The 21,976-nt window shown below is 66.8% G+C and carries 15 protein-coding genes and 1 riboswitch; of the genes, 3 read left to right on the top strand and 12 right to left on the bottom strand.

Features of this window, described 5'->3' with window-relative positions:
* Nucleotides 1-2: 2 nt before the first annotated feature.
* Genes ABS761_RS08280 through coaE form a run of 6 tightly spaced genes read right to left on the bottom strand, consistent with a single transcriptional unit; the run spans nucleotide 3 to nucleotide 10,294 of the window.
* A complete protein-coding gene (locus tag ABS761_RS08280; protein ID WP_350407691.1) occupies nucleotides 3-1,469 on the bottom strand; it encodes an efflux transporter outer membrane subunit in 1,467 nt (488 codons plus the stop codon).
* The gene (locus ABS761_RS08275; protein WP_350407690.1) at nucleotides 1,456-4,554 is read right to left on the bottom strand and encodes an efflux RND transporter permease subunit; all 3,099 of its coding nucleotides are present in this window, start codon (nucleotides 4,552-4,554) and stop codon (nucleotides 1,456-1,458) included. Before ABS761_RS08275 ends, ABS761_RS08280 begins: the two co-directional genes overlap by 14 nt.
* On the bottom strand, nucleotides 4,551-7,643 hold the full coding sequence (locus ABS761_RS08270) for a multidrug efflux RND transporter permease subunit (protein ID WP_350407689.1): 3,093 nt from the start codon (nucleotides 7,641-7,643) through the stop codon (nucleotides 4,551-4,553). The genes ABS761_RS08275 and ABS761_RS08270 overlap by 4 nt, the downstream gene beginning before the upstream one ends.
* Nucleotides 7,640-8,845 carry an efflux RND transporter periplasmic adaptor subunit gene (locus ABS761_RS08265; RefSeq protein ID WP_502881400.1) on the bottom strand — a complete coding sequence of 402 codons (1,206 nt, stop codon included), beginning with the start codon at nucleotides 8,843-8,845 and terminating at the stop codon, nucleotides 7,640-7,642. Before ABS761_RS08265 ends, ABS761_RS08270 begins: the two co-directional genes overlap by 4 nt.
* 51 nt (nucleotides 8,846-8,896) lie before the next feature.
* Nucleotides 8,897-9,649, bottom strand: coding sequence for a cell division protein ZapD (zapD, locus tag ABS761_RS08260; RefSeq protein WP_350407686.1), 753 nt, complete (start codon nucleotides 9,647-9,649; stop codon nucleotides 8,897-8,899).
* Nucleotides 9,650-9,661: 12 nt separating this feature from the next.
* On the bottom strand, nucleotides 9,662-10,294 hold the full coding sequence (coaE, locus tag ABS761_RS08255) for a dephospho-CoA kinase (RefSeq protein ID WP_350407684.1): 633 nt from the start codon (nucleotides 10,292-10,294) through the stop codon (nucleotides 9,662-9,664).
* 155 nt (nucleotides 10,295-10,449) lie between these two features.
* Between coaE and ABS761_RS08250 the strand changes: the two genes are divergently transcribed.
* A complete protein-coding gene (locus ABS761_RS08250) occupies nucleotides 10,450-11,121 on the top strand; it encodes a copper resistance protein NlpE N-terminal domain-containing protein (RefSeq protein ID WP_350407682.1) in 672 nt (223 codons plus the stop codon).
* Nucleotides 11,122-11,137: 16 nt separating this feature from the next.
* Here the strand turns inward: ABS761_RS08250 and ABS761_RS08245 are convergent, their stop codons facing one another.
* The 4 genes from ABS761_RS08245 to ABS761_RS08230 form a co-directional block, all read right to left on the bottom strand.
* Nucleotides 11,138-11,431 carry a response regulator transcription factor gene (locus tag ABS761_RS08245; RefSeq protein ID WP_350407680.1) on the bottom strand — a complete coding sequence of 98 codons (294 nt, stop codon included), beginning with the start codon at nucleotides 11,429-11,431 and terminating at the stop codon, nucleotides 11,138-11,140.
* Nucleotides 11,432-11,557: 126 nt separating this feature from the next.
* Nucleotides 11,558-12,400, bottom strand: coding sequence for a pantoate--beta-alanine ligase (gene panC, locus ABS761_RS08240; protein ID WP_350407678.1), 843 nt, complete (start codon nucleotides 12,398-12,400; stop codon nucleotides 11,558-11,560).
* Between the two features lie 27 nt (nucleotides 12,401-12,427).
* The gene (locus ABS761_RS08235; RefSeq protein ID WP_350407677.1) at nucleotides 12,428-13,300 is read right to left on the bottom strand and encodes a segregation and condensation protein A; all 873 of its coding nucleotides are present in this window, start codon (nucleotides 13,298-13,300) and stop codon (nucleotides 12,428-12,430) included.
* A gap of 8 nt (nucleotides 13,301-13,308) precedes the next feature.
* Nucleotides 13,309-13,500, bottom strand: a complete 192-nt coding sequence (locus ABS761_RS08230) for a DUF3460 family protein (RefSeq protein WP_350407676.1) — start codon at nucleotides 13,498-13,500, stop codon at nucleotides 13,309-13,311.
* A 70-nt stretch (nucleotides 13,501-13,570) separates the two neighbouring features.
* On the opposite strand from ABS761_RS08230, the gene ABS761_RS08225 reads away from it, so the two are divergent.
* Complete coding sequence (locus tag ABS761_RS08225) at nucleotides 13,571-15,016, top strand: DHA2 family efflux MFS transporter permease subunit (protein WP_350407674.1); 1,446 nt, start codon at nucleotides 13,571-13,573, stop codon at nucleotides 15,014-15,016.
* On the opposite strand, the gene ABS761_RS08220 is transcribed toward ABS761_RS08225, so the two are convergent.
* Entirely contained in the window at nucleotides 15,005-15,826 is an 822-nt protein-coding gene (locus tag ABS761_RS08220; RefSeq protein ID WP_350407672.1) for a helix-turn-helix transcriptional regulator, read from the bottom strand. The two genes, ABS761_RS08225 and ABS761_RS08220, sit on opposite strands and share 12 nt — an antisense overlap.
* A complete protein-coding gene (metH, locus tag ABS761_RS08215; RefSeq protein WP_350407671.1) occupies nucleotides 15,826-19,599 on the bottom strand; it encodes a methionine synthase in 3,774 nt (1,257 codons plus the stop codon). Before metH ends, ABS761_RS08220 begins: the two co-directional genes overlap by 1 nt.
* A gap of 152 nt (nucleotides 19,600-19,751) precedes the next feature.
* Nucleotides 19,752-19,925, top strand: a riboswitch (cobalamin riboswitch).
* Between the two features lie 117 nt (nucleotides 19,926-20,042).
* Here metH and ABS761_RS08210 point away from each other — a divergent pair.
* Nucleotides 20,043-21,968, top strand: coding sequence for a TonB-dependent receptor domain-containing protein (locus ABS761_RS08210; RefSeq protein WP_350407670.1), 1,926 nt, complete (start codon nucleotides 20,043-20,045; stop codon nucleotides 21,966-21,968).
* Nucleotides 21,969-21,976: the final 8 nt, after the last annotated feature.

Genomic DNA, 21,976 nt, shown 5'->3' with positions numbered 1-21,976 from the left:
CCCTAAGGCTCGCTGCCGCTGGCCAGGGGATCATCATCCGGCGGCAGCGGCCGAGGCAGGCCCTCCCACCCGCCGCCCAGGGCGGCAACGAGCTGTACGGTCGCCTGCAGCCGCTGGGCCCGCAGGTCGAGCGCGGACTGCTCCGCCGACAGCGCGCTGGTCTGCGCCTGGACCACGCTCAGATAATCCACCAGGCCGGCCTGATACTGGTTCGTGATCTGGCGCAGGGTCTCGCGCGCCGCCTCGAGCGCTCGGGCCTGCGTCGCCTGCTCGCGCACCATGGCATCGGTCTGCGCAAGCGCATCCTCGACCTCGCGCACCGCATCGAGGACGGTCTGGCGGTAGGCGGCGGCTTGGGCGTCGTAGCCCGCTCGCGCCGACTCGACATCCGCCCGCCGCGCGCCGCCATCGAACAGGGTCAGCGCCAGGGTGGGGCCCAGGGTCCAGAAACGGGCCGGAGCGCTCAGCCAGTCGACAAACTCGGCCGCCCGGTACCCGGCCTGCGCCCCCAGCGTGAGATCCGGAAACCAGGCAGCCTCGGCGACGCCGATCTGCGCGTTGGCCTCGGCGGCCCGCCGTTCGGACGCCGCCACGTCCGGCCGGCGCTCGAGCAAGGTCGAGGGGATGCCGGCGGGCACCGTCGGCACCTTGGGCACCCCGGCGCCCGCCGGCATCGTGAATGACGCGGGCGTGCGTCCGAGCAGCACGGCAACCGCATTGACTTGCTGCTCGCCCTGCCAGCCCAGCCGTATCCTCTGAGTGCGCGCATTGTCCAGTTGCGCCGAGGCGGCCGCCACGTCGGCGGACGATGCCACACCGGCCGCATAGCGATTGCGGGTCATCCGCAGGGCGCGTTCGTATTCCTCGACCGTGCGGTCCAACAGCGCAGCCTGCGCCTCGTTGGCCCTGACGGCGAAATAGGTTTGAGCCAGGGTGGATTGCATGCTCAGGCGCGCGGCGGCCAGATCGGCGGCGCCCGCGCCCAACCCGGCGCGCCCGGCCTCGATGCCGCGACGCACCTTGCCCCAGAGATCGACCTCCCAACTCACCGACATCGAGACGCCATATTCGTTGGAAGGGTTGTCGGCCGTCGCATTGCCCCGGCCCGCCCGCTCGTAGGTTCCCGAAGCCCCCACAGTGGGGAACAAGCCGGCCCGCGCCCGATCGAGGGTCGCGCGCGCTTGTCGGTACTGGGCCTCGGCACGGGCGATATCCAGGTTGTCCCGGTTCAGGGATGCCATCAATGCCCCCAGGTCCGCGTCGCCGAACAGCCGCCACCAGTCGGCGGCCAAGGCCGCCCCGCCCGGCTGGGCGCGGCGCCACTGCCCCTCGGGCGCATGTCGATAAGCGGTGCCGATGTCCAGGGCGGGGCGCTGGTAGTCCGGCCCCGACGCGCAGGCGGCCAGCAGACCACAGGCACCCGCCAGGATCGCCGCGCGAACGCGGCCCGCCAGACTACGAGCCCGCACGTTCCAGTCCCCCTTCCAGCCGGCGCTGACCACGTAGACGATCCATATACAGATAAACGACGGGCGTAGTGTAGAGCGTGAGCACCTGGCTGACCAGCAAGCCGCCGAGTATCGTCAGCCCCAGTGGCTGGCGCATCTCGACCCCCGCGCCCGACGCCAACACCAGCGGCAAGGCGCCCAGCATCGCCGAGAAGGTGGTCATCATGATCGGCCGGAACCGCGCCAGGCACGCCTCAAAGATCGCCTCACGCGGACCCAGGCCGTCGCGGCGTTGTGCCTGCAAGGCAAAATCCACCATCATGATGGCGTTCTTCTTGACAATGCCGATCAGCAGGAACACCCCGATCAGCGCGATGAGGGTGAACTCCATGCCGGCCATGCGCAGGGCCAGCAAGGCGCCCACCCCCGCCGATGGCAGCGTCGACAGGATTGTAATGGGATGGATGGTGCTCTCGTAGAGCATGCCCAGCACGATGTACATCGCCACCAGCGCGGCGAGCAGCATCAGGGGCTGCTGCGCGACGGCGTCGCGCATGAGGCTCGAACTCTGGTCCAGCCCCGCCTGGACCAGGTGGGTCGGCAGGTTGATGCGCGCGACTGCGCCATCGATCGCGCGCAAGGCCTCATCCAGCGACACGCCCGGCGCCAGTCCGAAGGAAATCGAATCCGCGGCCAGCAGGCCCTGGTGATTGACCGAGCGCGGCGCGTTGCCCTCGCCGATGCTCACGAACGCCGTCAACGGCACCGCCTCGCCCTCGGCATTGATGACGTGCAGCGCCTGCAGCGAGCCGATATCGCGCGCATCACGCGCCTCGACGCCCATCACCACGTGATATTGATTCAGCGCCCCGTAGATCACCGCCACCTGCCGCTGGCTGAACGCGTTGTTCAATACGTCGGCCAGGTCGGACATCTGGATCCCCTGGCGCCGCGCCGCGTCCCGGTCGACCTGCAGCTCGACGCGCCGGCCCTTGTCCTCGACGTCCTGGTCCACGTCCACGAGTTCCGGCAAGCTCGCGATCGCATCGCGCACCCTGGGCATCCAGGTGGTCAGCACGGGTAGCTCGCTGCTCATCAGCATATAGCTGTAAGAGCCCGAGCGCGAGGAATGGCCCACGAAAATATCCTGTTGCGGCACCAGGAACATGCGCGCGCCGGGCACGTGCTCGAACTTGCCGCGCAGGCGATCGACGATCCGGGAGGCCGGGGCACGGCCGCTCTCCAGGGGGGTGAGCTGGATTTGAATGAAACTCGAATTGCTGCCGCCGCGGCCGCCGGCGTATGCCGTGACGCTATCCACATCCGGATCGGCCAACAGGATTTTGCGAAAGAAATCCAGCCGCGCCTGGGTCTGGTCGAAGGACGTCCCGGTATCGACCCGGAAGAACCCCATTAACTGTCCGGTGTCCTGCTGCGGAAAGAACCCCTTGGGAATACTGGCATACAGGAACACGTTCAGGCCGATCGTGGCCACCAGCAGGATCAGCACCAGGCGCGCGTGATCCAGGGACCAGCGCAGCGAGCGTCGGTAGCCCCGCCAGCACGCCTCGCCCAGATGCCGTAGCACCCGCATGAGCGCATTGGGTCGTGTCTCGCGGGCCTGGTCCTCCGGGCGCAGCAGCCGCGCCGCCATCACTGGCGTGAGCGTCACCGAAATCAGCAGCGACACCATGATGGCGGCCGACAGGGTCACGGCGAATTCCTTGAACAGGCGCCCGACCAGGCCGCCCACCAGCCAGAGGGGAATGAACACCGCCACCAGCGAGAGGCTCATGGCCAGCACCGTGAAGCCGACTTCGCTGACGCCGCGCAGCGCGGCACGGCCCGGGCGCATGCCGCGCTCGATGTGGCGCATGATGTTCTCGAGCACCACGATGGCGTCGTCCACCACGAAGCCCGTCGCCACGATCAACGCCATCAAGGAGATCGTATTGAGTGTGAAGCCAAACCACCACATCAGGCTGAAGGTGCTCAACAATGAAGCCGGCACCGCGACCGCCGGGATCAGGGCCGCGCGCCAGTGCCCGAGGAAGACCAGCACCACCGCCACCACCAGGATGACGGCCAGCACCAGCGTCAATTCCGCCTCGTAAAGCGAGGCGCGGATGCTGGGCGTACGGTCCTGCGCAATCGACAGCGTGACGCTGTCGGGCAGCAGCGCCTGCAAGGCGGGCAGCCGCTCGCGGATCGAATCCACGGTGTCGATGATGTTGGCATCGGTCTGGCGGCGAATGATCAGCAGCACGGCGGGACGGTCGTTGAAGTAGCCCACCTGGTTGGTGTCCTCGACCGAATCCTCGACCCGGGCGACGTCCGACAGTCGCACGGGCCGTCCGTCGCGCCACGCCACGATCAAATGGGTGTAGTCCGCGGCCCGGGTCAACTGGCCCGCGGAGTCCACCTGCCACTGGTAGGCCCCGCGTTCGACCACGCCGCCGGGTCTCAGGGAATTCACATCGCGCAGCGACTCGCGAACCGTATCGAGCGCGATGCCCGCAGCCTCCAAGGCGCGTGGGCTCAGCGACACGCGCACCGCCGGTAGCGAACTGCCGCCGACAGTGACCTCGCCCACCCCGTTGATCTGCGCGAGCTTCTGCGCCAGCACGGTGGCCGCCAGATCGTAGAGTTCGCCGCGCGTGGCGGTGCCCGAGGTCAGGGCCAGGGTCATGATGGGCGAGGAGGAGGAATTGACCTTGTTGTAGGTCGGGCTGCCGCGCATGCCCGTCGGCAGCAAGGGCCGCGCTGCATTGATCGCCGCCTGCACGTCGCGCGCCGCGTCGTTGACGTCGCGATCCAGATTGAACATCAGGGAAATGCGTGTCGATCCCTCGCTGCTGCGCGAGCTCATGTCGCTCAGGCCGGCGATCGAACCCAGCGATTGTTCCAAGGGCATGGCCACACTGGAGGCCATGGTCTCGGGACTGGCGCCCGGCAGGGACGCCTGCACCGAGATCATGGGGAAATCAACCTGCGGCAGCGGCGCGACCGCCAGAAACCGCAGGGCAAGGGCACCCGCCAGCACCATGGCCAGACACAGCAGGCTCGTGCCCACCGGGCGGCGCAGGAACAGGGCGAAAAACCTCATGGCGCGATCGCCTGGTCCGCTGCCCGGCGCCGCCGCGCCAACCGCTCGAACCACAAGTAGATCACCGGCGTCGTGAACAGCGTCAGCACCTGGCTGCACAGCAGACCACCGATCATCGCCAGCCCCAGGGGCTGGCGCAGCTCGGCGCCGGAACCCGAGGCGAACACCAGCGGGACGGCGCTGAAGAACGCCGCCAGGGTGGTCATGAGAATGGGCCGAAAGCGCAGCAGCGCGGCCTCATGAATGGCGGCCTGCGGCTCCAAGCCGCGCTCGCGCTGCGCCTCCAGCGCGAAGTCGATCATGAGGATGGCGTTCTTCTTGACGATGCCGATCAGGAGAATGATGCCGATCACCCCGATCATGTCCAGTTCCAGCCCCGCCAGCCACAGCGCGGTCAAGGCGCCGATGGCGGCCGACGGCAGGGTCGAGAGAATGGTGACGGGATGGATGGTGCTCTCGTACAGGACGCCCAGGACGATGTACATCGTGACCACCGCCGCCAGCAATAGCCACAGCGTGCTCGAGAGCGACGCCTGGAATGCATGCGCCGCGCCCTGGTAGCGCAGGTCCACCGACTCGGGCATGCCCAGCGCCTCGCGGGCCTGGTCGATGGCCGCGACCGCATCGGACAGGGCGGCATCCGGCGCCAGGTTGAAGGACACGGTCACGGCCGGAAACTGGCTCAGGCGCTGCACGGCCAGTTGCGCGGGGCCCTGCTCGAACCGGGCCACGCTCGACAGCGGGGTCACCCCACCGCCGCTCGTGGCGACGTACACATGATTGAGGGACTCGGGGCCGGACTGCTTCATCGCGCCGCCGGCCTCCAGCACCACGCGATACTGAGCCGACTGTGTGTAAATGGTAGAGATCAGGCGCTGGCCAAAGGCGTCATAGATGGCGTCGTCAATCGCGGCCTGCGTCACGCCCAGGCGGGCGGCGGCATCGCGGTCGACACGCACCGACACCCCCAGGCCACGATTCTGCAGATCGTCGGTCACGTCGCGCAGTTGCGGCAGGTCGCGCAGGGTCTCGACCAGGCGTGGCGTCCAGTCATCGAGCACCGCCTGATCCGGGTTGGACAGGGTCATCTGATACTGCGTACGGCTGACCTGATCCTCGACCGACAGCTCCTGGAGCGGCTGCATGTAGATCTCGAGGCCCGGGATGCCGCGCAGGGATTCGCCCAGGCGGTCCATGATGTCCCGCGCCCGGGCATCACGCTCGGCCAGCGGCTTGAGGGCGATCTGCATGCGTCCGGTATTGAGGGTGGTGTTCGAGCCATCGATGCCGATGAACGAGGACACGGCCTCGACGTCCGGGTCCCGCAGGACCCGGTCGACCGCCGCGCGCTGCAGGGCCGACATGGCGGCAAACGACGCCGTTTGCGGCCCCTGCGTGATGGCCTGGATCGCCCCGGTGTCCTGTTGTGGAAAAAAACCCTTGGGTATGCCGGCATACAGGCCCGCCGTCACGAACAAGGTGGCGACGGCCGCCCACAGGGTGGCGCGCTGGTGGTCCAGCACCCATCGCAGGCCCCTGTCGTACCAGTCGACCAGGCTTTTCAGCGCATCGGCCGACCACCGCTGGAAGCGGCTCTGGGCCGCCTCGTCCTCCGGGCGCAGCATGCGCGCGCACATCATGGGCGTGAGCGTGAGCGAGATCAGCAGCGAGAGCAGGATCGCCACCGCGAGCGTCACCGCAAACTCGCGAAACAGCCGCCCCACGACATCGCTCATGAACAGCAACGGGATCAGCACGGCGATCAGCGACAGGGTCAGGGACACCAGCGTGAAGCCGATCTGGCGCGCGCCGCGCAAGGACGCCTGCAAGGCGTTCTGCCCGCCCTCCATGTGCCGCGCGATGTTCTCGATCATCACGATGGCGTCGTCCACCACGAAGCCCGTGGCGATCGTCAGCGCCATCAGGGTCAGGTTGTTGATGCTGAAACCCATCAAGAGCATCAGCCCGAAGGTCCCCACCAGTGATAGCGGCACGACGATGCCGGGGATCAAGGTCGCGCGCCAGGTGCGCAGGAACACGAACGTCACCGCCACCACCAAGAGGATGGCCAGCAGCATCTCGATCTGCACGTGTTCGACCGAATCCCGGATCGTGTGCGTGCGATCCGAGGCCACCGCCACATCCACCCCGATGGGTAGGCCCTGCCGCAAGGACGGCAGCAGCGCGCGCACATCGTCGACCACCTCGATCACGTTGGCGCCGGGCTGGCGCTGGATGTTCAGCAGGATCGCCGGCGAGCGGCCGAACCAGGCGGCCTGCTGAACGTTCTCGGCGTCGCGGCGCACCGTGGCCACGTCGCGCAGCCGCAGCGGCGCGCCGTTCTCGTAGGCCAGAATCAGCGCCTCGTACTCGCTCGGATCGCTCAGTTGATCGTTGACGCTGATGGTGATCGAGCGCTGTGGGCCATCGAGGTTCCCCTTGGGCTGATTGACGTTGGCCCGGGTCACCGCCGTGCGCAAATCGGCTAGCGTCAGGCCGTGGGCAGCCAGCGCCTGCGGATTGGCCTGGATACGCACCGCCGGACGCTGACCCCCGACTACGCTGACCAGACCCACCCCCGACACTTGCGAGAGCTTCTGGGCCACGCGCACGTCGATCAGGTCACGCACCTCGTGCAGCGGCAGCGTGGGCGAGGTCACGGCCAAGGTCATCACCGGCGCGTCGGCGGGATTGACCTTGTTGTAGACCGGCGGCGAGGGCATGTCCACCGGCAGCAGATTGGAGGCCGCATTGATCGCCGCCTGGACCTCCTGCTCGGCCACGGCCAGCGGCAAGTCCAGGTCGAAGCGCAGGGTGATGCGCGAGGAGCCGCCCGAACTGGTGGACAGCATCTGAGCCAGGCCGGGCATTTGCCCGAACTGGCGCTCGAGCGGCGAGGTGACCAGCGCCGTCATCACGTCGGGGCCCGCGCCCGGATACAGGGTGGTGACCTGGATGGTCGGGAAATCCACCTGGGGCAGCGCCGATACCGGCAGCTCGCGATATCCCATCAGGCCCGTGAGCGCCAGGGCGATCATCGCCAGGGTCGTGGCGACCGGACGCAGGATAAAGGGGCGCGACAGATTCACCGACTGCGCCCCGGAGCCGCCTGCGGGTCCGCGGTCACGATCTCGACCGGGCTGTCCTCACGCAATCGGTCGGTGCCATCGATCACCACTTGATCACCGGCCTGCAGCCCCTCCTCGACGAGGATGCGCTCGCCATCGGTCGTGCCCACGCGCACTGGCACCACATGCGCGCGCTGCTGCGCGTCGACCCGATAGACGAACGCACCCACCGAACCGCGCTGCACCGCGCGCACCGGCGCGACGACGCCGCGCTGCTCGCCCAGATAGAGGCGCACGTTGACGAACTGGTTGGGAAACAGCGCATCGTCCTCGTTGGTAAAGCGCGCCTTGAGGCTGATCGTGCCCGTGGAGACGTCGATCTGGTTATCGATCGCCGCCAGAGTGCCCCGCGCGAGGACGCGGTCGCCCTCGCGGGCCAGGGCCTCGACCACCAGGCCGCCGCCCGCCGATTGCCCCGCCAGCAGTTCGTCGAGCCGGGCCTGAGGCGCGGCGAACACCACGTCGATCGGATGGCTGCGAGTAATCACCACCAGGCCGTCCGCATCCGAGGCATGCACCATATTGCCCGCATCCACCTTGCGCAGGCCCAGGCGTCCATCGATCGGCGCGAGGATCCGTGTATAACCCAACTGCCGCCGCGCATCCTCGACCGCCGCCTGGTCGATGCGCGCCTGACCCTGGAGTTCGAGGACCTGCGCACGCGCAGTATCGAGTTGCTGGCGCGCCACCGAATCCTGCTTGAACAATTGCTCGTAGCGTTTGAGGTCGCGCTGGGCATTGGCAAGCTGTGCCGCGTGCTGAGCCTGCTGGCCCAGGGCCTGGTCGAGCTGAATCTGGAAGGGTTCGGGATCAATGCGCGCCAGCACGTCGCCCGCTCGGACCACCTGCCCATCCTCGAAAGCAAGTGACTCGAGCAGGCCGTCGACCCTGGGGCGCACGGTGACGGTGCCACTGGAGGTGACCGTGCCGATCGCGTCGAGCAGGCGGGCGACGGAGCCCTCCTGGGCCTGCGCCACCCGCACCGGCGTGGCCATCGCCCGCCCTCCGAATCCGCCTGGGCGGCCCGGGCCCTCCGAGCCCCCGCGCCCATACCACCAAACTGCCACAGCCAATCCGGCCAGGACGATCACCGCCCCAAACAACCAGGGCCGGCGGCGCATCCTCGGCCGCATCGTGGAAACCACCATATGAATCTCCGGCATGCAGGAGGCTTGCCGGTGCCGACGACCGGCTCCCGCCTCGCTGAAAACAGCCTAAATATTACAGCGGGCGAGCCGGAATCCGATGTCGCGCGCCGCGGGCTGGGGCTTGAGTTCCGTGTCCTGGTTGGAAAACCGCACCCAGATCACGTATTTGTTGGCGCTGATCTCGGGAAAAACCTGGAGGGCTTCGTCGACCCAGACCCGCAGGAGCTGGAAGGTCTTGCCGCCCAGCATTTCTTGGTAAGCGCCCTGTACGGCGCGCTGGTCCTGGGCATCGCCCGCATCGCGCAACAGCCGCAGGATCATGGCCATGGCCCGATACAGGGGCAGGAATGGATCGATCCAGCGGGCCAGGTCGCGGGCGCGCGCATCGGCGGGCCGGATCTGCCAGGCGTGGTAGGACGGCATGTCGATCTGCGAGGAGCCACCGGGCACCATCACCCTGCCGCGCAGGCTGACCAGCCACTCGTTGTCGCGCAGACACTGGCCAATACGCCCCTGCCCACCCAACTCGGCGACCGCCGTCTGAATCTGCACCAACAGGCTGTCCACCATGGCGCCGTCCACGCCGGGATGCTCGCGCAGCGCGGACAGGGCGCTGCGGTGGCGGTCCAGGTCCTGCAGCACCGCCGTGCGCAGGTCCGCCCGATCACAGATGTCCAGCAGATCAAAAAGGGTCGCCATTGCGACCTGGTGGCAGCGCGCGTCCTCGCCCTGCGCAAAGAAGAACAAGCGATCGAACAGATGCTCGACTCTGAGAAAAGTCCGGACCCGTTCGTTGCAGGGGTACTCGTATAGAACCACGCGCTACTCACCCTATTCGTGACTGGAGCTGCCGCCGGATCGGCACGCGGCCCGCGCGCGCCAAAAATCATGGATGGCACGGGTACGGCACACCAGCTCGTCCAGACTTGTCGACCCATCATTGAGCACGACATCATCCGCGATCGCCAAGCGTTCTTCCCGCGAGGCTTGCACGGACATAATACGCTCAATGGCCTGCCGCGTCAGCCCGCTGCGGGCCTGGACGCGCCGCACCTGAGTCACGGGATCGCAATCGACGACGCAGATCCGGTCGACACGGTCGCGCCAGCGCCCGCTCTCGGCCAGCAGCGGCACGACGTAGACCAGGTAACAGCCGCGCGCCCGCGCGGCCTGCTCGCGTGTCACACGGTCGATCAACGGATGCAGGATCGCCTCGAGGCTGTGGCGCGCCGCGGGATCCTCGAACACGCGCGCGCGCACCCAGGCGCGATCCATGGCGCCGTCCGCGCCGATCGCGGCCGCCCCGAAGCGGGCGCGGATCGCCTCGATCGCCTCGCCGCCAGGCGCCGTCAAAGCGTGGGCGATCCGATCGGTATCGACGACGGCCGCACCCCACTCGGCCAAAAGGTCGGCCACCTGCGATTTGCCGGACCCTATGCCTCCGGTCAGGCCGACGGAAAACATACCTGGCGAGCTCCTGTGAATGCCGAGACCATGACTGTACCGCAGGCCGCCCGGCAGGCACAGGCGCCCTACTCGGACCGGGCGCCGCCGGCCGCCTCCATCGCCAAGCTCTCCGCAAATGCGTAGAATGCGAGTTTCAGATTCGGAGCCCCTTCATGCGCATTTCAGCCCATGCCACACGACGACTGTACCGGCGGGCCCTCGCGCCCGCCCTGCTGATCCTGCTGGGAGCCTGCGCCCAACAACGCGAGCCCGGCTACTATCAGCCCGCGGCCGCTGGCACCGCATCGGACGCCATGCATCGCGCCCAGGGCGGTACCGATATCGTCGCGCCCGCGCAGATCCAATTGGGGTTCGGGCCCGACACTCGGGGCAATCCGCCCCAGGCGGGCGGCCGGGACTCGGCGGACACGCCCGCCGCGCAGACGCCAGCGGCCACCCCGGCACCCCTGGCTGACACACACACCTATTTGGGAACGGTGCCCTGCGCCGAAGGCATGCAATGCCCGGCCTCGCGCATGACACTGACCCTGGCTCCGGACGGTCAGTGGCGCGCGCGCAGCGTCACGGTCGACACCGCAAAGACCAGCACCCGGATGGGTTGCTGGTACCTGACCAGCGACAAGCCCTTGCGAATCCTGCTGCAAATCGGCGAGCGCACCCGGGCCCAGATGGAATTCGCCTCGAACAGCACCCTGCGCGTCCTCATGGTGGATGGCCACCGCCCCTTGCTGGATTACACGCTGACGCGCCAGGCCGACATCGATCCGATCGATGAGCTGTCCGGGCACCCCGCCCAGGCCTGCACCCGCCCCGGAGAGGGTTGAGTCGGCCGGGTCCCGGCTATCCGGCCAAGCGCGGGGACTGGGCCTCGATGCCCAGCGTCTCGTCCGCGGCCAGTTGCCAGTACAGATAGCGGTGGGTCAGCTCGACCGCGTTGCGCACGTGCATTTTTTCGAAAATTCGCGCGCGGTGCGCCTCGACCGTGCGCTGTGAGACACCGAGCTCGGCGGCAATCACCTTGTTGGGCGTGCCCCGGGTCACGTAGGCGAGGACGTCGCGCTCGCGCCGCGTCAGGATGCTGAATGGCGAAGCCTGTTCCTCGCGAATATGGAATAAAGCGGCCGACTGCGACATGACTGGCTCCGTGGATGCTTAACGTCCAGGGGATTCTGTCATGGGACGGTCGGGCGCGATAAGCTGCCAGTCCTGACAGGCGGCACAAGGTCACGCCCCGCGTGCGCGGCCGTGCTGCGTCGGTGGCTAGAGCTCGAGGTTGTCGATCAGGCGCGTGGCACCCAGGCGCGCCGCGGCCAGGACCACGAGGGGCTCGCCAGCTCGGATTTCGTCCGGATCGGGCGGCAACAGATCGCGCTGGCGCCGCAGGGAAATGTAATCGACGCGCCAGCCGCGGGCGTCCAGCGCCCGCCGGGCCTCGCCCTCGATGGCCTGCAAGTCCGTATCGCCCCCCAGCACCGTGTCGCGCACGCGCTGCAACGCGCCGTATAGATTCGGCGCCTCGGCGCGCTCCGCCGGGCTGAGGAAGCGGTTGCGCGAGGACAGGGCTAGGCCGTCGGCGTCGCGCACGGTCTCGTGCGCCATGATCTCGACGGGCAACTGGAACTGGCGGCACATGGCGCGCACGACCATCAACTGCTGATAGTCCTTTTTGCCGAACACCGCCACGCGCGGCTGGACGCAGGAAAACAGCTTGAGCACAACCGTACTGACACCGACGAAGAAATCGGGCCGGAACTCGCCCTCGAGAATCTTGCCCAGCGCATCGCCGGGCTGGATGCGGAAATTCTGGGGTTCAGGATACATTTCGCGCTCGTCGGGCGCGAACAGCACATAGACATCGCGCGCGCGCTCGAGCTTGGCGATGTCCTCGGCCAGGGTGCGCGGATACCGATCGAAATCCTCGTTCGGCCCGAACTGCAGACGGTTGACGAAAATGCTCGCCACCACCGGATCGCCGTGCTGACGCGCGAGGCGCATCAGGGACAGGTGGGCGTCGTGCAGGTTGCCCATGGTCGGGACGAAGGCCGCCCGCAGTTGGCCACGCAACTGGTCGCGCAGGGCTTCGATGGTGTGGACGACTTTCAAGGCGTTCCTCCGGGGTGCCTGGAATAGTCAGGCCGAGCGAGTATATGACAGTCTGACGTACAGCGGCGCATAGGGCGCCGCCTGGGTGATTTCCAGCAGCGACTCGCGCGCGAGCTCGAGCAGCGCGAGGAAATGCACCACGACCACGGCGACCGCGTCCCCCTCGCGGATGCGCTCCATGAACAGCTCGGTGAACTCCATGAAACGCACATCCGAGAGGCGTCGCAGGATGCGGCTCATGTGATCGCGCACAGAGAGTTGTTCCCGCGTGATGCGATGATGGGCGTTGAGGTGGGCGCGGCGCATGATCTGTGCCCAGGCCTCGCGCAAGTCGGCCACCGACACCTCGGGCAGCACGCGCTCGGCGCGCAGATCGGCAAAAGCGTGGGCCGCCTGGAAATCACGCCCGATCTGCGGCAGGGCGTCGAGCCGCTGGGCGGCGAGCTTCATGCGTTCGTATTCGAGCAGGCGGCGGACCAGCTCGGCGCGCGGGTCCTCGACCTCTTGGCCGGTATCGGACTTGCGCACCGGCAGCAACATGCGCGACTTGATCTCGATCAGCATGGCGGCCATCAGCAAGTATTCGCCGGCCAGCTCGAGATTGCCCTCGCGAATCTGCTCTACGTAGGTCAGGTATTGCGCCGTGACCTCCGCCATGGGAATGTCCAGAACGTTGAAATTCTGTTTACGGATCAGGTAGAGCAGCAGGTCCAGCGGCCCCTCGAAGGCCTCGAGGAAGATCTCGAGGGCGTCCGGCGGGATGTAGAGATCCTGGGGAATGGAAAACAGCGGCTCGCCGTACAGGCGGGCCAGGGCCACGCTGTCGACGACGTCGGGAGTACTGTCGATTTCCGGAGTCACCAGGTCCGCCAGCCCTTGGGCCTCATCCGGCGCGCGCATGAGCCGCGTCAGCTCTTTTGGTAATAGACGTAGGGATCCTGAGGCACGCGGGAGGCCTTGTAACCCTCTTGGAGCTCGGGATCGATGAACTTGTCCCACAGCCGGCCCCGGCCGGCGCGCTGACGGGCCTCGGTGTCGCTGCGATCGGTTTTGTACTGCTTCAGGAACTGTGTCAGCTCGGATTCAAAGTTATTTGCCATAATATCGCCATATCCGATCGATTGATCGATGCGCCCAGTTTACTTCACCCGGGCGGATCCAAGCCTCCAGATGTCAGCCTCGCCCTCGGAATCCCCCCGTCCGCCCGCCGCCGGCCCCCACGCCGTCCGGATGATCCCGCTGATCGTCAGTTGCGCGCTGTTCATGCAGATGCTCGATTCGACCGTCGTGGCCACGGCCCTGCCCGTGATGGCCCGCGCCTTCGAGACCACGGTGGTGCGCATGAATGTCACCATCACCGCATATCTTCTGGCGGTCGCGGTCTTCGTCCCGATCAGCGGCTGGGCGGCCGACCGTTTTGGCTCGCGGCGGGTGTTCATGGCCGCCATCGCACTGTTCACGCTCAGCTCGGTGGCCTGCGCCGGGGCGCAGGACCTGGCCCAGCTCGTCGCCGCCCGCGTGGCGCAGGGCGCGGCCGGCGCCATGATGGTCCCGGTCGGGCGCATCATCCTGCTGCGCATGGTCCCCAAGGCCGAACTGCTCAAAGCCATGGCCTTCCTGTCGCTGCCGGCCCTGATGGGCCCGGTGATCGGACCGCCCCTGGGTGGCTTCCTGGTGACCTACGCCACCTGGCACTGGATTTTCCTGATCAATATCCCCGTGGGACTGCTGGGCATTGCCCTGGTGCTGAAATTCATCCCCCGGGACATCCCAGCGACCCGGCCGCGCCTGGACTGGCTGGGCTTCATCCTCAGCGCAGTTTCGCTGGCGGCGCTGGTCTCCAGCCTCGAGGCCCTGGGGCACGGAAATCTGCCACCCGCCCAACTCGCTGGCCTGTTCACCCTGGGACTGGTGTGCGGCCTGCTGTACATCCGTCATGCGCGCCACGTCGCGTATCCCATCATCGACCTGAGCCTGCTGCGCACGCAGACCTTCGCGGTCTCGGTACTGGGCGGCAACCTGTGCCGCTTCGCCATCGGGGCATCACCGTTCCTGCTGGCCATCATGCTGCAGGTGGGTTTCGGCCTGTCGCCGTTCTCGGCCGGCCTGATCACCTTTACCTCGGCCGCCGGCGCCATGATCATGAAGCTCGTGGCCACGCCCATCGTGCGCGCCTTCGGCTTTCGCCGGGTGCTGATCGGCAACGCGCTGCTGACGGCGGTCTTCGTCGGCGCCTGCGGGTTCTTTCGCGCCGACACGCCGGTCTGGCTGATGATGGGCATCCTGCTGATCGGCGGATTCTTCCGCTCGCTGCAGTTCACCGCCGTCAATACCCTGACCTACGCGGACCTGGACTCGGCGCAAATGAGCCGCGCGAGCAGCTTCGCCTCCATGTCCCAGCAACTGGGGATCAGCCTGGGGGTCGCCTGCGCGGCCGTCTCTTTGAACCTCAGCATGGCCTGGCGCGGCGGCGACACGCTGGCGCTGATCGACGTGATCTGGGGATTCGTGGTGACGGCCCTGATCGTGGCGGCCTCGGCCCTGTCGTTCGCACGCCTGCCCGCACATGCCGGCCGGGACCTGCAAGGCCGCGCGCCGACGCGTTCAGCCGCCTGAGTCGGGGCCGTCCGGATCCTCGAGCAGCATGACCAGCTTGCAGTCCTGGCGCGTGGCCAGGCGGAAGGTGAACTGACGGAAACGCAGGATGCCGTCGCGCGGATGACGGAACTCGCGCAGCCCCCCCTCGCGATCGACCACGGTGTGACGCGTCCACCAATGGGCGAACAGCGGGCTGCCCATGCGCAAGTCGGCCACCAGCGCCTGAATGTCGGGATCCTCGGCGTGAGCGCCCACATCGGCGCGAAATTCGGCGACGACCCGGCTCGCCCGGCGCTCCCAGTCCACGACCAGTTCGCGGGCGGCGGGGTCCAGAAAGATATAGTGCAGCAGATTGGGTTGGGCGCTGCGATCGGGCCAGCCATCGAACACGCGCAGCAGGGCGTCGTTCCTCGCCAGCAGATTCCAGCGACGATCGAGGATGTAGGCCGGACAGTGGATGCTGTCGACGCACCCGGCCAGCCCCTCGGGCAGCGCCACGGCGTCATGGCGTGCGCCTTGGGGATCGGCGCACTCGGCCAGGTCGAACACGTAATGGCGCTCGGCGCGGGCCAGCGCCAGGGCATCGGCCAGGCGGCGCCAGACCTCGGGCGACACTGAGATGTCGCGGCCCTGCTCGATCCAGGTATACCAGGTGGCACTGATGCCGCAAAGCTGGGCGAGCTCCTCGCGCCTCAGGCCGGGCGTGCGGCGGCGCCCTCCCGCGGGCAGGCCGTGGTCCGCGGGGCTGATCCGGGCGCGGGCGCTGCGCAGGAACTCGCCCAGCGCCTTGCGCCGCGCAGTATGGTCCTTGCCGTCGCCCGTCGCCATCAGCGCAAGGTGCTCGCCAGCGAACGGCGCACGTCGTCCTCATCGCGGCCGCTGCGGCGCACATAATCCTCGACCTGGTCGGCGCCGATGTTGCCGACGTTGAAGTATTGGGACCTGGGGTGGCTGAGGTAGAAGCCGCTGACGCTCGAGGCCGGATACATCGCGAAGCCCTCGGTCAGCAGCATGCCGATCTCCTCGCATTCGAGGACCTCGAACATCCGGCGCTTGACCACGTGCTCGGGACAGGCGGGATAGCCGGGCGCCGGGCGGATGCCCTGGTATTTCTCGGCAATGATGTCCTCGTTGCTCATGGCCTCGTCGGGGACGTAGCCCCACAAATCGCGGCGCACGCGGGCATGCAGGGTCTCGGCGAACCCCTCGGCCAGACGGTCGGCGATCGCCTTGAGCATGATGACCGAGTAATCGTCGCCCTGCTCCTGGAACATCTGCTCGTATTTCTCGATCCCGATGCCGCCCGTGACGGCGAACAGGCCGATGTAATCCATGACGCCGCTGGACTTGGGCGCGATGTAGTCGGCCAGGCACTTGTTGTCGACGCCCTCGCGCTTGGCCGTCTGCTGGCGCACGTTGCGCCAGGTCATGAGGACCTCGCTGCGGGTCTCGTCGCGATAGATCTCGATGTCGTCCTCATTGACGGTATTGGCCGGATAGAAGGCGACCACGCCATTGGCGGTCAGCCAGCGGCCGTCGACGACGCGCTTCATCATGGCCTGCCCTTCCTCGAAGAGCTTGCGCGCCTGCTCGCCGACGACCTTGTCCTCGAGGACGGCGGGATACTGGCCGAACAGGCTCCAAGTCTGGAAGAACGGCGTCCAGTCCAGAAACTTGAGGATCTCGGACAAGTCGTAGTGCTTGAACACGCGGCGTCCGATGAACTTGGGGCGCGGCGGCTGGTAGGTCGACCAATCGATGGCCGGGCGCGCCGCACGCGCCTGGGCAATGGGGACGATGGGCGTGGACTTGCGCTGTGCGTGGCGCTTGCGCACCAGTTCATATTCCTCAGAGACCTCCTGCAGGTATTGATCGGCGCGGTCGGACATCAGGTTGGTGGCCACGCCCACCGAGCGGCTGGCGTCTGGCACGTAGATCACCGGTCCTTCGTAGTTGGGCGCGATCTTGACGGCGGTATGCACGCGACTAGTCGTCGCGCCGCCCACCAGCAGGGGCAGCTTGCGGCTAAGGAAGTAGTCGTCTCGCTGCATCTCGGAGGCGACGTAAGCCATCTCCTCGAGGCTGGGCGTGATCAGGCCCGACAAGCCCACCATGTCGGCACCGACCTCTTTGGCCTTGGCAAGGCTCTGGTTGCACGGCACCATCACCCCCATATTGACGACCTCGAAGTTATTGCATTGCAGGACCACGGTGACGATGTTCTTGCCAATGTCGTGCACGTCGCCCTTGACGGTGGCGATGACCACCCGGCCCTTGGAGCGAACGTCCCCGCCGGCATCGGCGATCAGGCGTTTTTCCTCCTCGATGAAAGGCAGCAGATGGGCCACTGCCTGCTTCATCACGCGGGCCGATTTCACCACTTGAGGCAGGAACATCTTGCCCGAGCCGAACAGGTCGCCCACGACATTCATGCCGTCCATCAACGGCCCCTCGATCACCTGGATCGGCCGCCCACCCTCGGCGGCGATCTCCTGGCGCACCTCCTCGGTGTCCTCGACGATGTAGGTGGTGATGCCATGGACCAGCGAGTGCGTCAGGCGCTCGCGCACAGTGCCCTCGCGCCAGGTGAGGTCCTCCTCCTTTTTGACGCCCGCCCCCCGGATAGTCTCGGCGAGCTCGACCAGCCGCTCGGTCGAGCTGCGCTCATCGGCCGGGTCTGTGCGCCCGGCAGGATCCGCACGGTCCAGCACCACGTCCTCGACCTTGTCGCGCACCGCTGGATCCAGATCGGAATACACCCCGAGTTGGCCCGCATTGACGATGCCCATGGTCAGGCCCTGTCGGATGGCGTGATAGAGGAACACCGCGTGGATGGCCTCACGCATCGCCTCGTTGCCGCGGAACGAGAAACTGACGTTCGAGATCCCGCCCGAGACGCGCGCATGGGGCAGGTTGCGGGTGATCCAGCCGGTGGCCTCGATGAAGTCGACGGCATAGTGGTTGTGTTCGTCGATGCCGGTGGCGATGGCGAACACATTGGGGTCGAAAATGATGTCCTCGGGCGGGAAACCGACTTGGTTGACCAGAATGTCGTAGGCCCGCGCACAGATATCGATGCGGCGTTGCAGGGAATCGGCCTGACCTTCGGTATCGAAGGCCATCACCACGATCGCAGCACCGTACTTGCGGCACAGATTCGCATGCTCGATGAAGGGGCCCTCGCCCTCCTTCATCGAGATCGAGTTCACCACGCACTTGCCCTGCACGCAGCGCAAGCCCGCCTCGATGACGGACCACTTCGAGCTGTCGATCATCACCGGCACGCGGGAGATGTCCGGCTCCGAGGCCAGCAGGTTCAGGAAACGCGGCATGAGGACCAGGGCATCGAGCATGCCCTCGTCCATGTTCACGTCGATGATCTGGGCACCGTTTTCGACCTGCTGGCGCGCCACGGCCAGCGCCTCGTCGAATTTTTCCTCTCGAATCAGGCGCAGAAACTGTTTGCTGCCGGTCACATTGGTGCGCTCGCCCACATTGACGAACAACGACTCGTCGTCGATGTTCAGCGGCTCGAGGCCCGAGAGACGGGTCTTGACGGGGATCGCCGGCGGCACCCGCATCGGCAGGTCGCGGACCTTGCGGGCGATTTCGCGGATGTGCTCGGGCGTGGTGCCACAACAGCCGCCGACCACATTGACCAGGCCCGCCTGCGCGAACTCCTCGAGCAAACTGGAGGTGTCCGCCGGCGTCTCGTCGAAGCCGGTCTCGGCCATGGGGTTGGGCAGGCCGGCGTTCGGATACACACAGACATAGGTATCGCTGATCTTGGAGATCTCGGCCACATAGGGGCGCATCAGCGCGGCGCCCAAGGCGCAGTTCAGCCCGACGGTCACGGGTCGCGCATGGCGCACGGAATTCCAGAAAGCCTCGACGGTCTGCCCCGACAGGATGCGGCCCGAGGCATCGGTGACCGTGCCCGAGACCATCACGGGCAGGCGCACGCCGCGCGTCTCGAACACCGACTCGATGGCAAAGATCGCGGCCTTGGCGTTCAAGGTGTCGAAGATCGTCTCAATCAGCACGATGTCGATCCCACCGTCGAGCAGACCCTCGAGCTGTTCGGTATAGGCGACGCGCAACTCCTCGAAAGTCACGTTGCGCGCACCCGGATCGTTGACATCGGGCGACAACGAGGCGGTCTTGGGTTGTGGCCCCAGGGCGCCCGCGACGAAGCGCGGATGGTCCGGTGTGGACACCGCGTCACAGGCCTCGCGCGCAAGGCGCGCCGAGACGACATTCATTTCATAGGCGAGATCCTGCAGACCGTAGTCACCCTGCGCGATGCGCGTGGCGCCGAAGGTGTTGGTCTCGACCACGTCGGCGCCCGCCTCGAGGTAGGCCTCGTGGATGCCGCGGATGACGTCCGGGCGCACCAGCGAGAGCAGTTCGTTGTTGCCCTTGACGTCCCGGCCATGCCCGGCGAAACGCTCGCCCCGGAAATCGGCCTCCGAGAGCTTGTGCTGCTGGATCATGGTGCCCATGGCGCCATCCAGCACGACGATGCGCTGGGTCAGCAAACGGACGAACTCGGCCCCACGGGTGTAGGCGTCGATGGGGTACGGCAAGGCAGGATAGGTCACGGTGCGATCCAGCAAGCAATGGCAAAGAGAGTCCCATTGTATCGTCGGGCGCGGGCAAAGGCCCCCGCGCGGAGGACTCCGCCCTCATGCCAAGCCCACGCTCGGGCACACTGGCATCCAGGATATCCCCCGGCCCCGAGGGACGCCGTGATATATTTCGCAACGAAACAGGTGCTTTCGGCCACCGCCCGATGGGCGAATGGATGCGAAAGTAAACGGGAAACAGAGCGACCCGCCCTCAAAGCCGGTCCATTACTGTGCTGCCCCCGCAACGGTGCGCATGCTCCGCATGCCAGCCCGATACCGGCCTGTCTCGACCCTGGTCCATTCCCGGAGCGCGACCGGCATCGATGCGGCGCCTCTCCCGACGGGTCCGCCCCATGGCGGACGGGAATGTCGTTCGTTCATGGCGTGCGGGGACGCGCGCCATACAGGATATCCACATGACATCCCTCCGTCCACGGCACGCGCTTGCCATCCTCTGTGCCTTCCCCCTGGCCGTCACGGCCCAGACCACTCAACCCACGACACCCGATTCGCAGGTCCAGTCTCTGCAGGATATCGTCGTCGTCGCCAGCCGCCGCCCCGAGCCCCTGGCCGACGTGGTCGGCGACGTCAGCGTCATCGGCCCCGAACAATTGCGGGCAGCCCCCGGCGATGGCATCGCGGACATCCTCAGCCGCCAGCCCGGCGTACAGTTCACCCAGAGCGGTGGCCCACAGACAGCCACCGGCATCTTTCTGCGCGGGGCCAATGCCCAGCACACGCTGGTGCTGATCGATGGCATGCCGATCAACGGTTCGACGTCGGGCGGGGCGCCATTCCCCGCCCTCGATCCGGCCATGGTCGAACGCATCGAGATCCTGCGCGGCGCCGCCAGCAGCCTGTACGGATCCGACGCCATCGGCGGCGTCGTCAACATCATCACCAAAAAGGGCGCGCAAGACCGTCCCTTGTCGGCCTGGGCCAACGTCGGTTACGGCACCTACGAGACGGCCAAATCCAGCCTGGGCCTCTCAGGCGCCGAGGGCGGCTGGGACTATAGCTTCTCAGCAAGTGCGGGCAGCAGCAAGGGCTTTGACGCCACCCGCCGCCTCAAGGCCACCAACCAGACCAATTTCGAACACTACCCGGATCGGGACGGCTATCGCAACCACGCGGTGTCCGGCACGCTGGGCCACCAATGGGCGCCGGGCCACCGCATTGGCTTGACCGCTTACAACGGCTATACCGACGGCGACTACGATGCCGGGGTCGACCTCCCGAATGCCTATGCGCTCTCTCGCCAACAGGCCTATGGCCTCACCAGCACCGACCGCCTCACCGACTGGTGGGACAGCGAGCTGCGCCTCTCCTTTGCCAAGGACAGCTACGACGACCGCGCCTACCAGAGCCGCTTCAACGCGATCCGGCGCCAGTACTCCTGGATCAATACGTTCAAGCCGCAGGAGGATCACCAGATCGCCCTGTTGCTCGAACGCACGGAAGAACGCGTCCAAGGCTCGACCCAGTACGACCAGAATGCCAGAAACACCAATGCCGCCGGCCTGATCTACAAGGGCCGCTTCGACCGCGTGCACACTCAGGCCAGCGTGCGCAACGACAACTACACCGGCTACGGCAATCGGGCGACCTACAGCCTGGGCCTGGACCTAGACCTCACCGACACCTTGCAGGTCGGCATGCTGGGCAGCACGGCCTTCCACGCGCCGACCTTCAACGACCTCTACTACCCTTTCGAGCTCTACACGTTCATGGGTTTTCCGGTGGGCTCGTATGCCGGCAATCCCGACCTGAAGCCCGAGAAATCGCGCAACATAGAGGCACACATCCAGTACCGGACGGCCGACACGCTCCTGCGCGCGACCTTGTACGAGAACCGGATCGACGACCTGATCATCTACCAGGTCTCCGAGCCCATCCCGTTCTTCACAGAGGGCACCATGCGCAACCTGAACAAGGCGGTCATCCGTGGCCTGACCCTGACGGCCGAGCAGCGCCTGGGCGACACCACCCTGCGCGCGAGCGCCGATTTCCTCGACCCACGCAACGACGACCCGCAACCTGGCCAGGGCTCCGAGCTCCCGCGCCGTGCGCGCCAGGTCTTCCACCTGAGCGCCGAGCATCGCATCCAAGCCCTCAGGCTTGGCGCCGAATACCAATATACGGGCAACCGCTACGACGACGGCGCCAACAAAGTCCGCCTGGGCGGCTATTCCCTCGTGAACCTCATCGCCGCCTACGACTTCAGCAAATCCCTGGGGGTGCAAGTGCGCTGGAACAACGCGCTGGACAAGGACTACGTACTGGTCGACGGCTATAACACGCCGGGCTCGAACGTATTCGTCAACCTGTCCTGGCGGATGTAGGGCGGCGC

Origin of the sequence: Castellaniella sp. GW247-6E4 (genome assembly GCF_040276065.1) — a bacterium.
GTDB lineage: Bacteria > Pseudomonadota > Gammaproteobacteria > Burkholderiales > Burkholderiaceae_B > Castellaniella.
Note: the sequence above shows the minus strand (reverse complement) of the source record. Positions and strands in the feature narration are given on the sequence as shown.

Excerpts from the sequence above, each read along its gene's own strand:
- ABS761_RS08275 (WP_350407690.1), bottom strand. The coding sequence starts at position 4,554 with ATGAGGTTTTTCGCCCTGTTCCTGCGCCGCCCGGTGGGCACGAGCCTG.
- ABS761_RS08265 (WP_502881400.1), bottom strand. The coding sequence starts at position 8,845 with ATGCCGGAGATTCATATGGTGGTTTCCACGATGCGGCCGAGGATGCGC.
- coaE (WP_350407684.1), bottom strand. The coding sequence starts at position 10,294 with ATGTTTTCCGTCGGCCTGACCGGAGGCATAGGGTCCGGCAAATCGCAG.
- ABS761_RS08250 (WP_350407682.1), top strand. The coding sequence starts at position 10,450 with ATGCGCATTTCAGCCCATGCCACACGACGACTGTACCGGCGGGCCCTC.
- ABS761_RS08245 (WP_350407680.1), bottom strand. The coding sequence starts at position 11,431 with ATGTCGCAGTCGGCCGCTTTATTCCATATTCGCGAGGAACAGGCTTCG.
- ABS761_RS08235 (WP_350407677.1), bottom strand. The coding sequence starts at position 13,300 with ATGCGCGCGCCGGATGAGGCCCAAGGGCTGGCGGACCTGGTGACTCCG.
- ABS761_RS08230 (WP_350407676.1), bottom strand. The coding sequence starts at position 13,500 with ATGGCAAATAACTTTGAATCCGAGCTGACACAGTTCCTGAAGCAGTAC.
- ABS761_RS08225 (WP_350407674.1), top strand. The coding sequence starts at position 13,571 with ATGTCAGCCTCGCCCTCGGAATCCCCCCGTCCGCCCGCCGCCGGCCCC.
- ABS761_RS08220 (WP_350407672.1), bottom strand. The coding sequence starts at position 15,826 with ATGGCGACGGGCGACGGCAAGGACCATACTGCGCGGCGCAAGGCGCTG.
- ABS761_RS08210 (WP_350407670.1), top strand. The coding sequence starts at position 20,043 with ATGACATCCCTCCGTCCACGGCACGCGCTTGCCATCCTCTGTGCCTTC.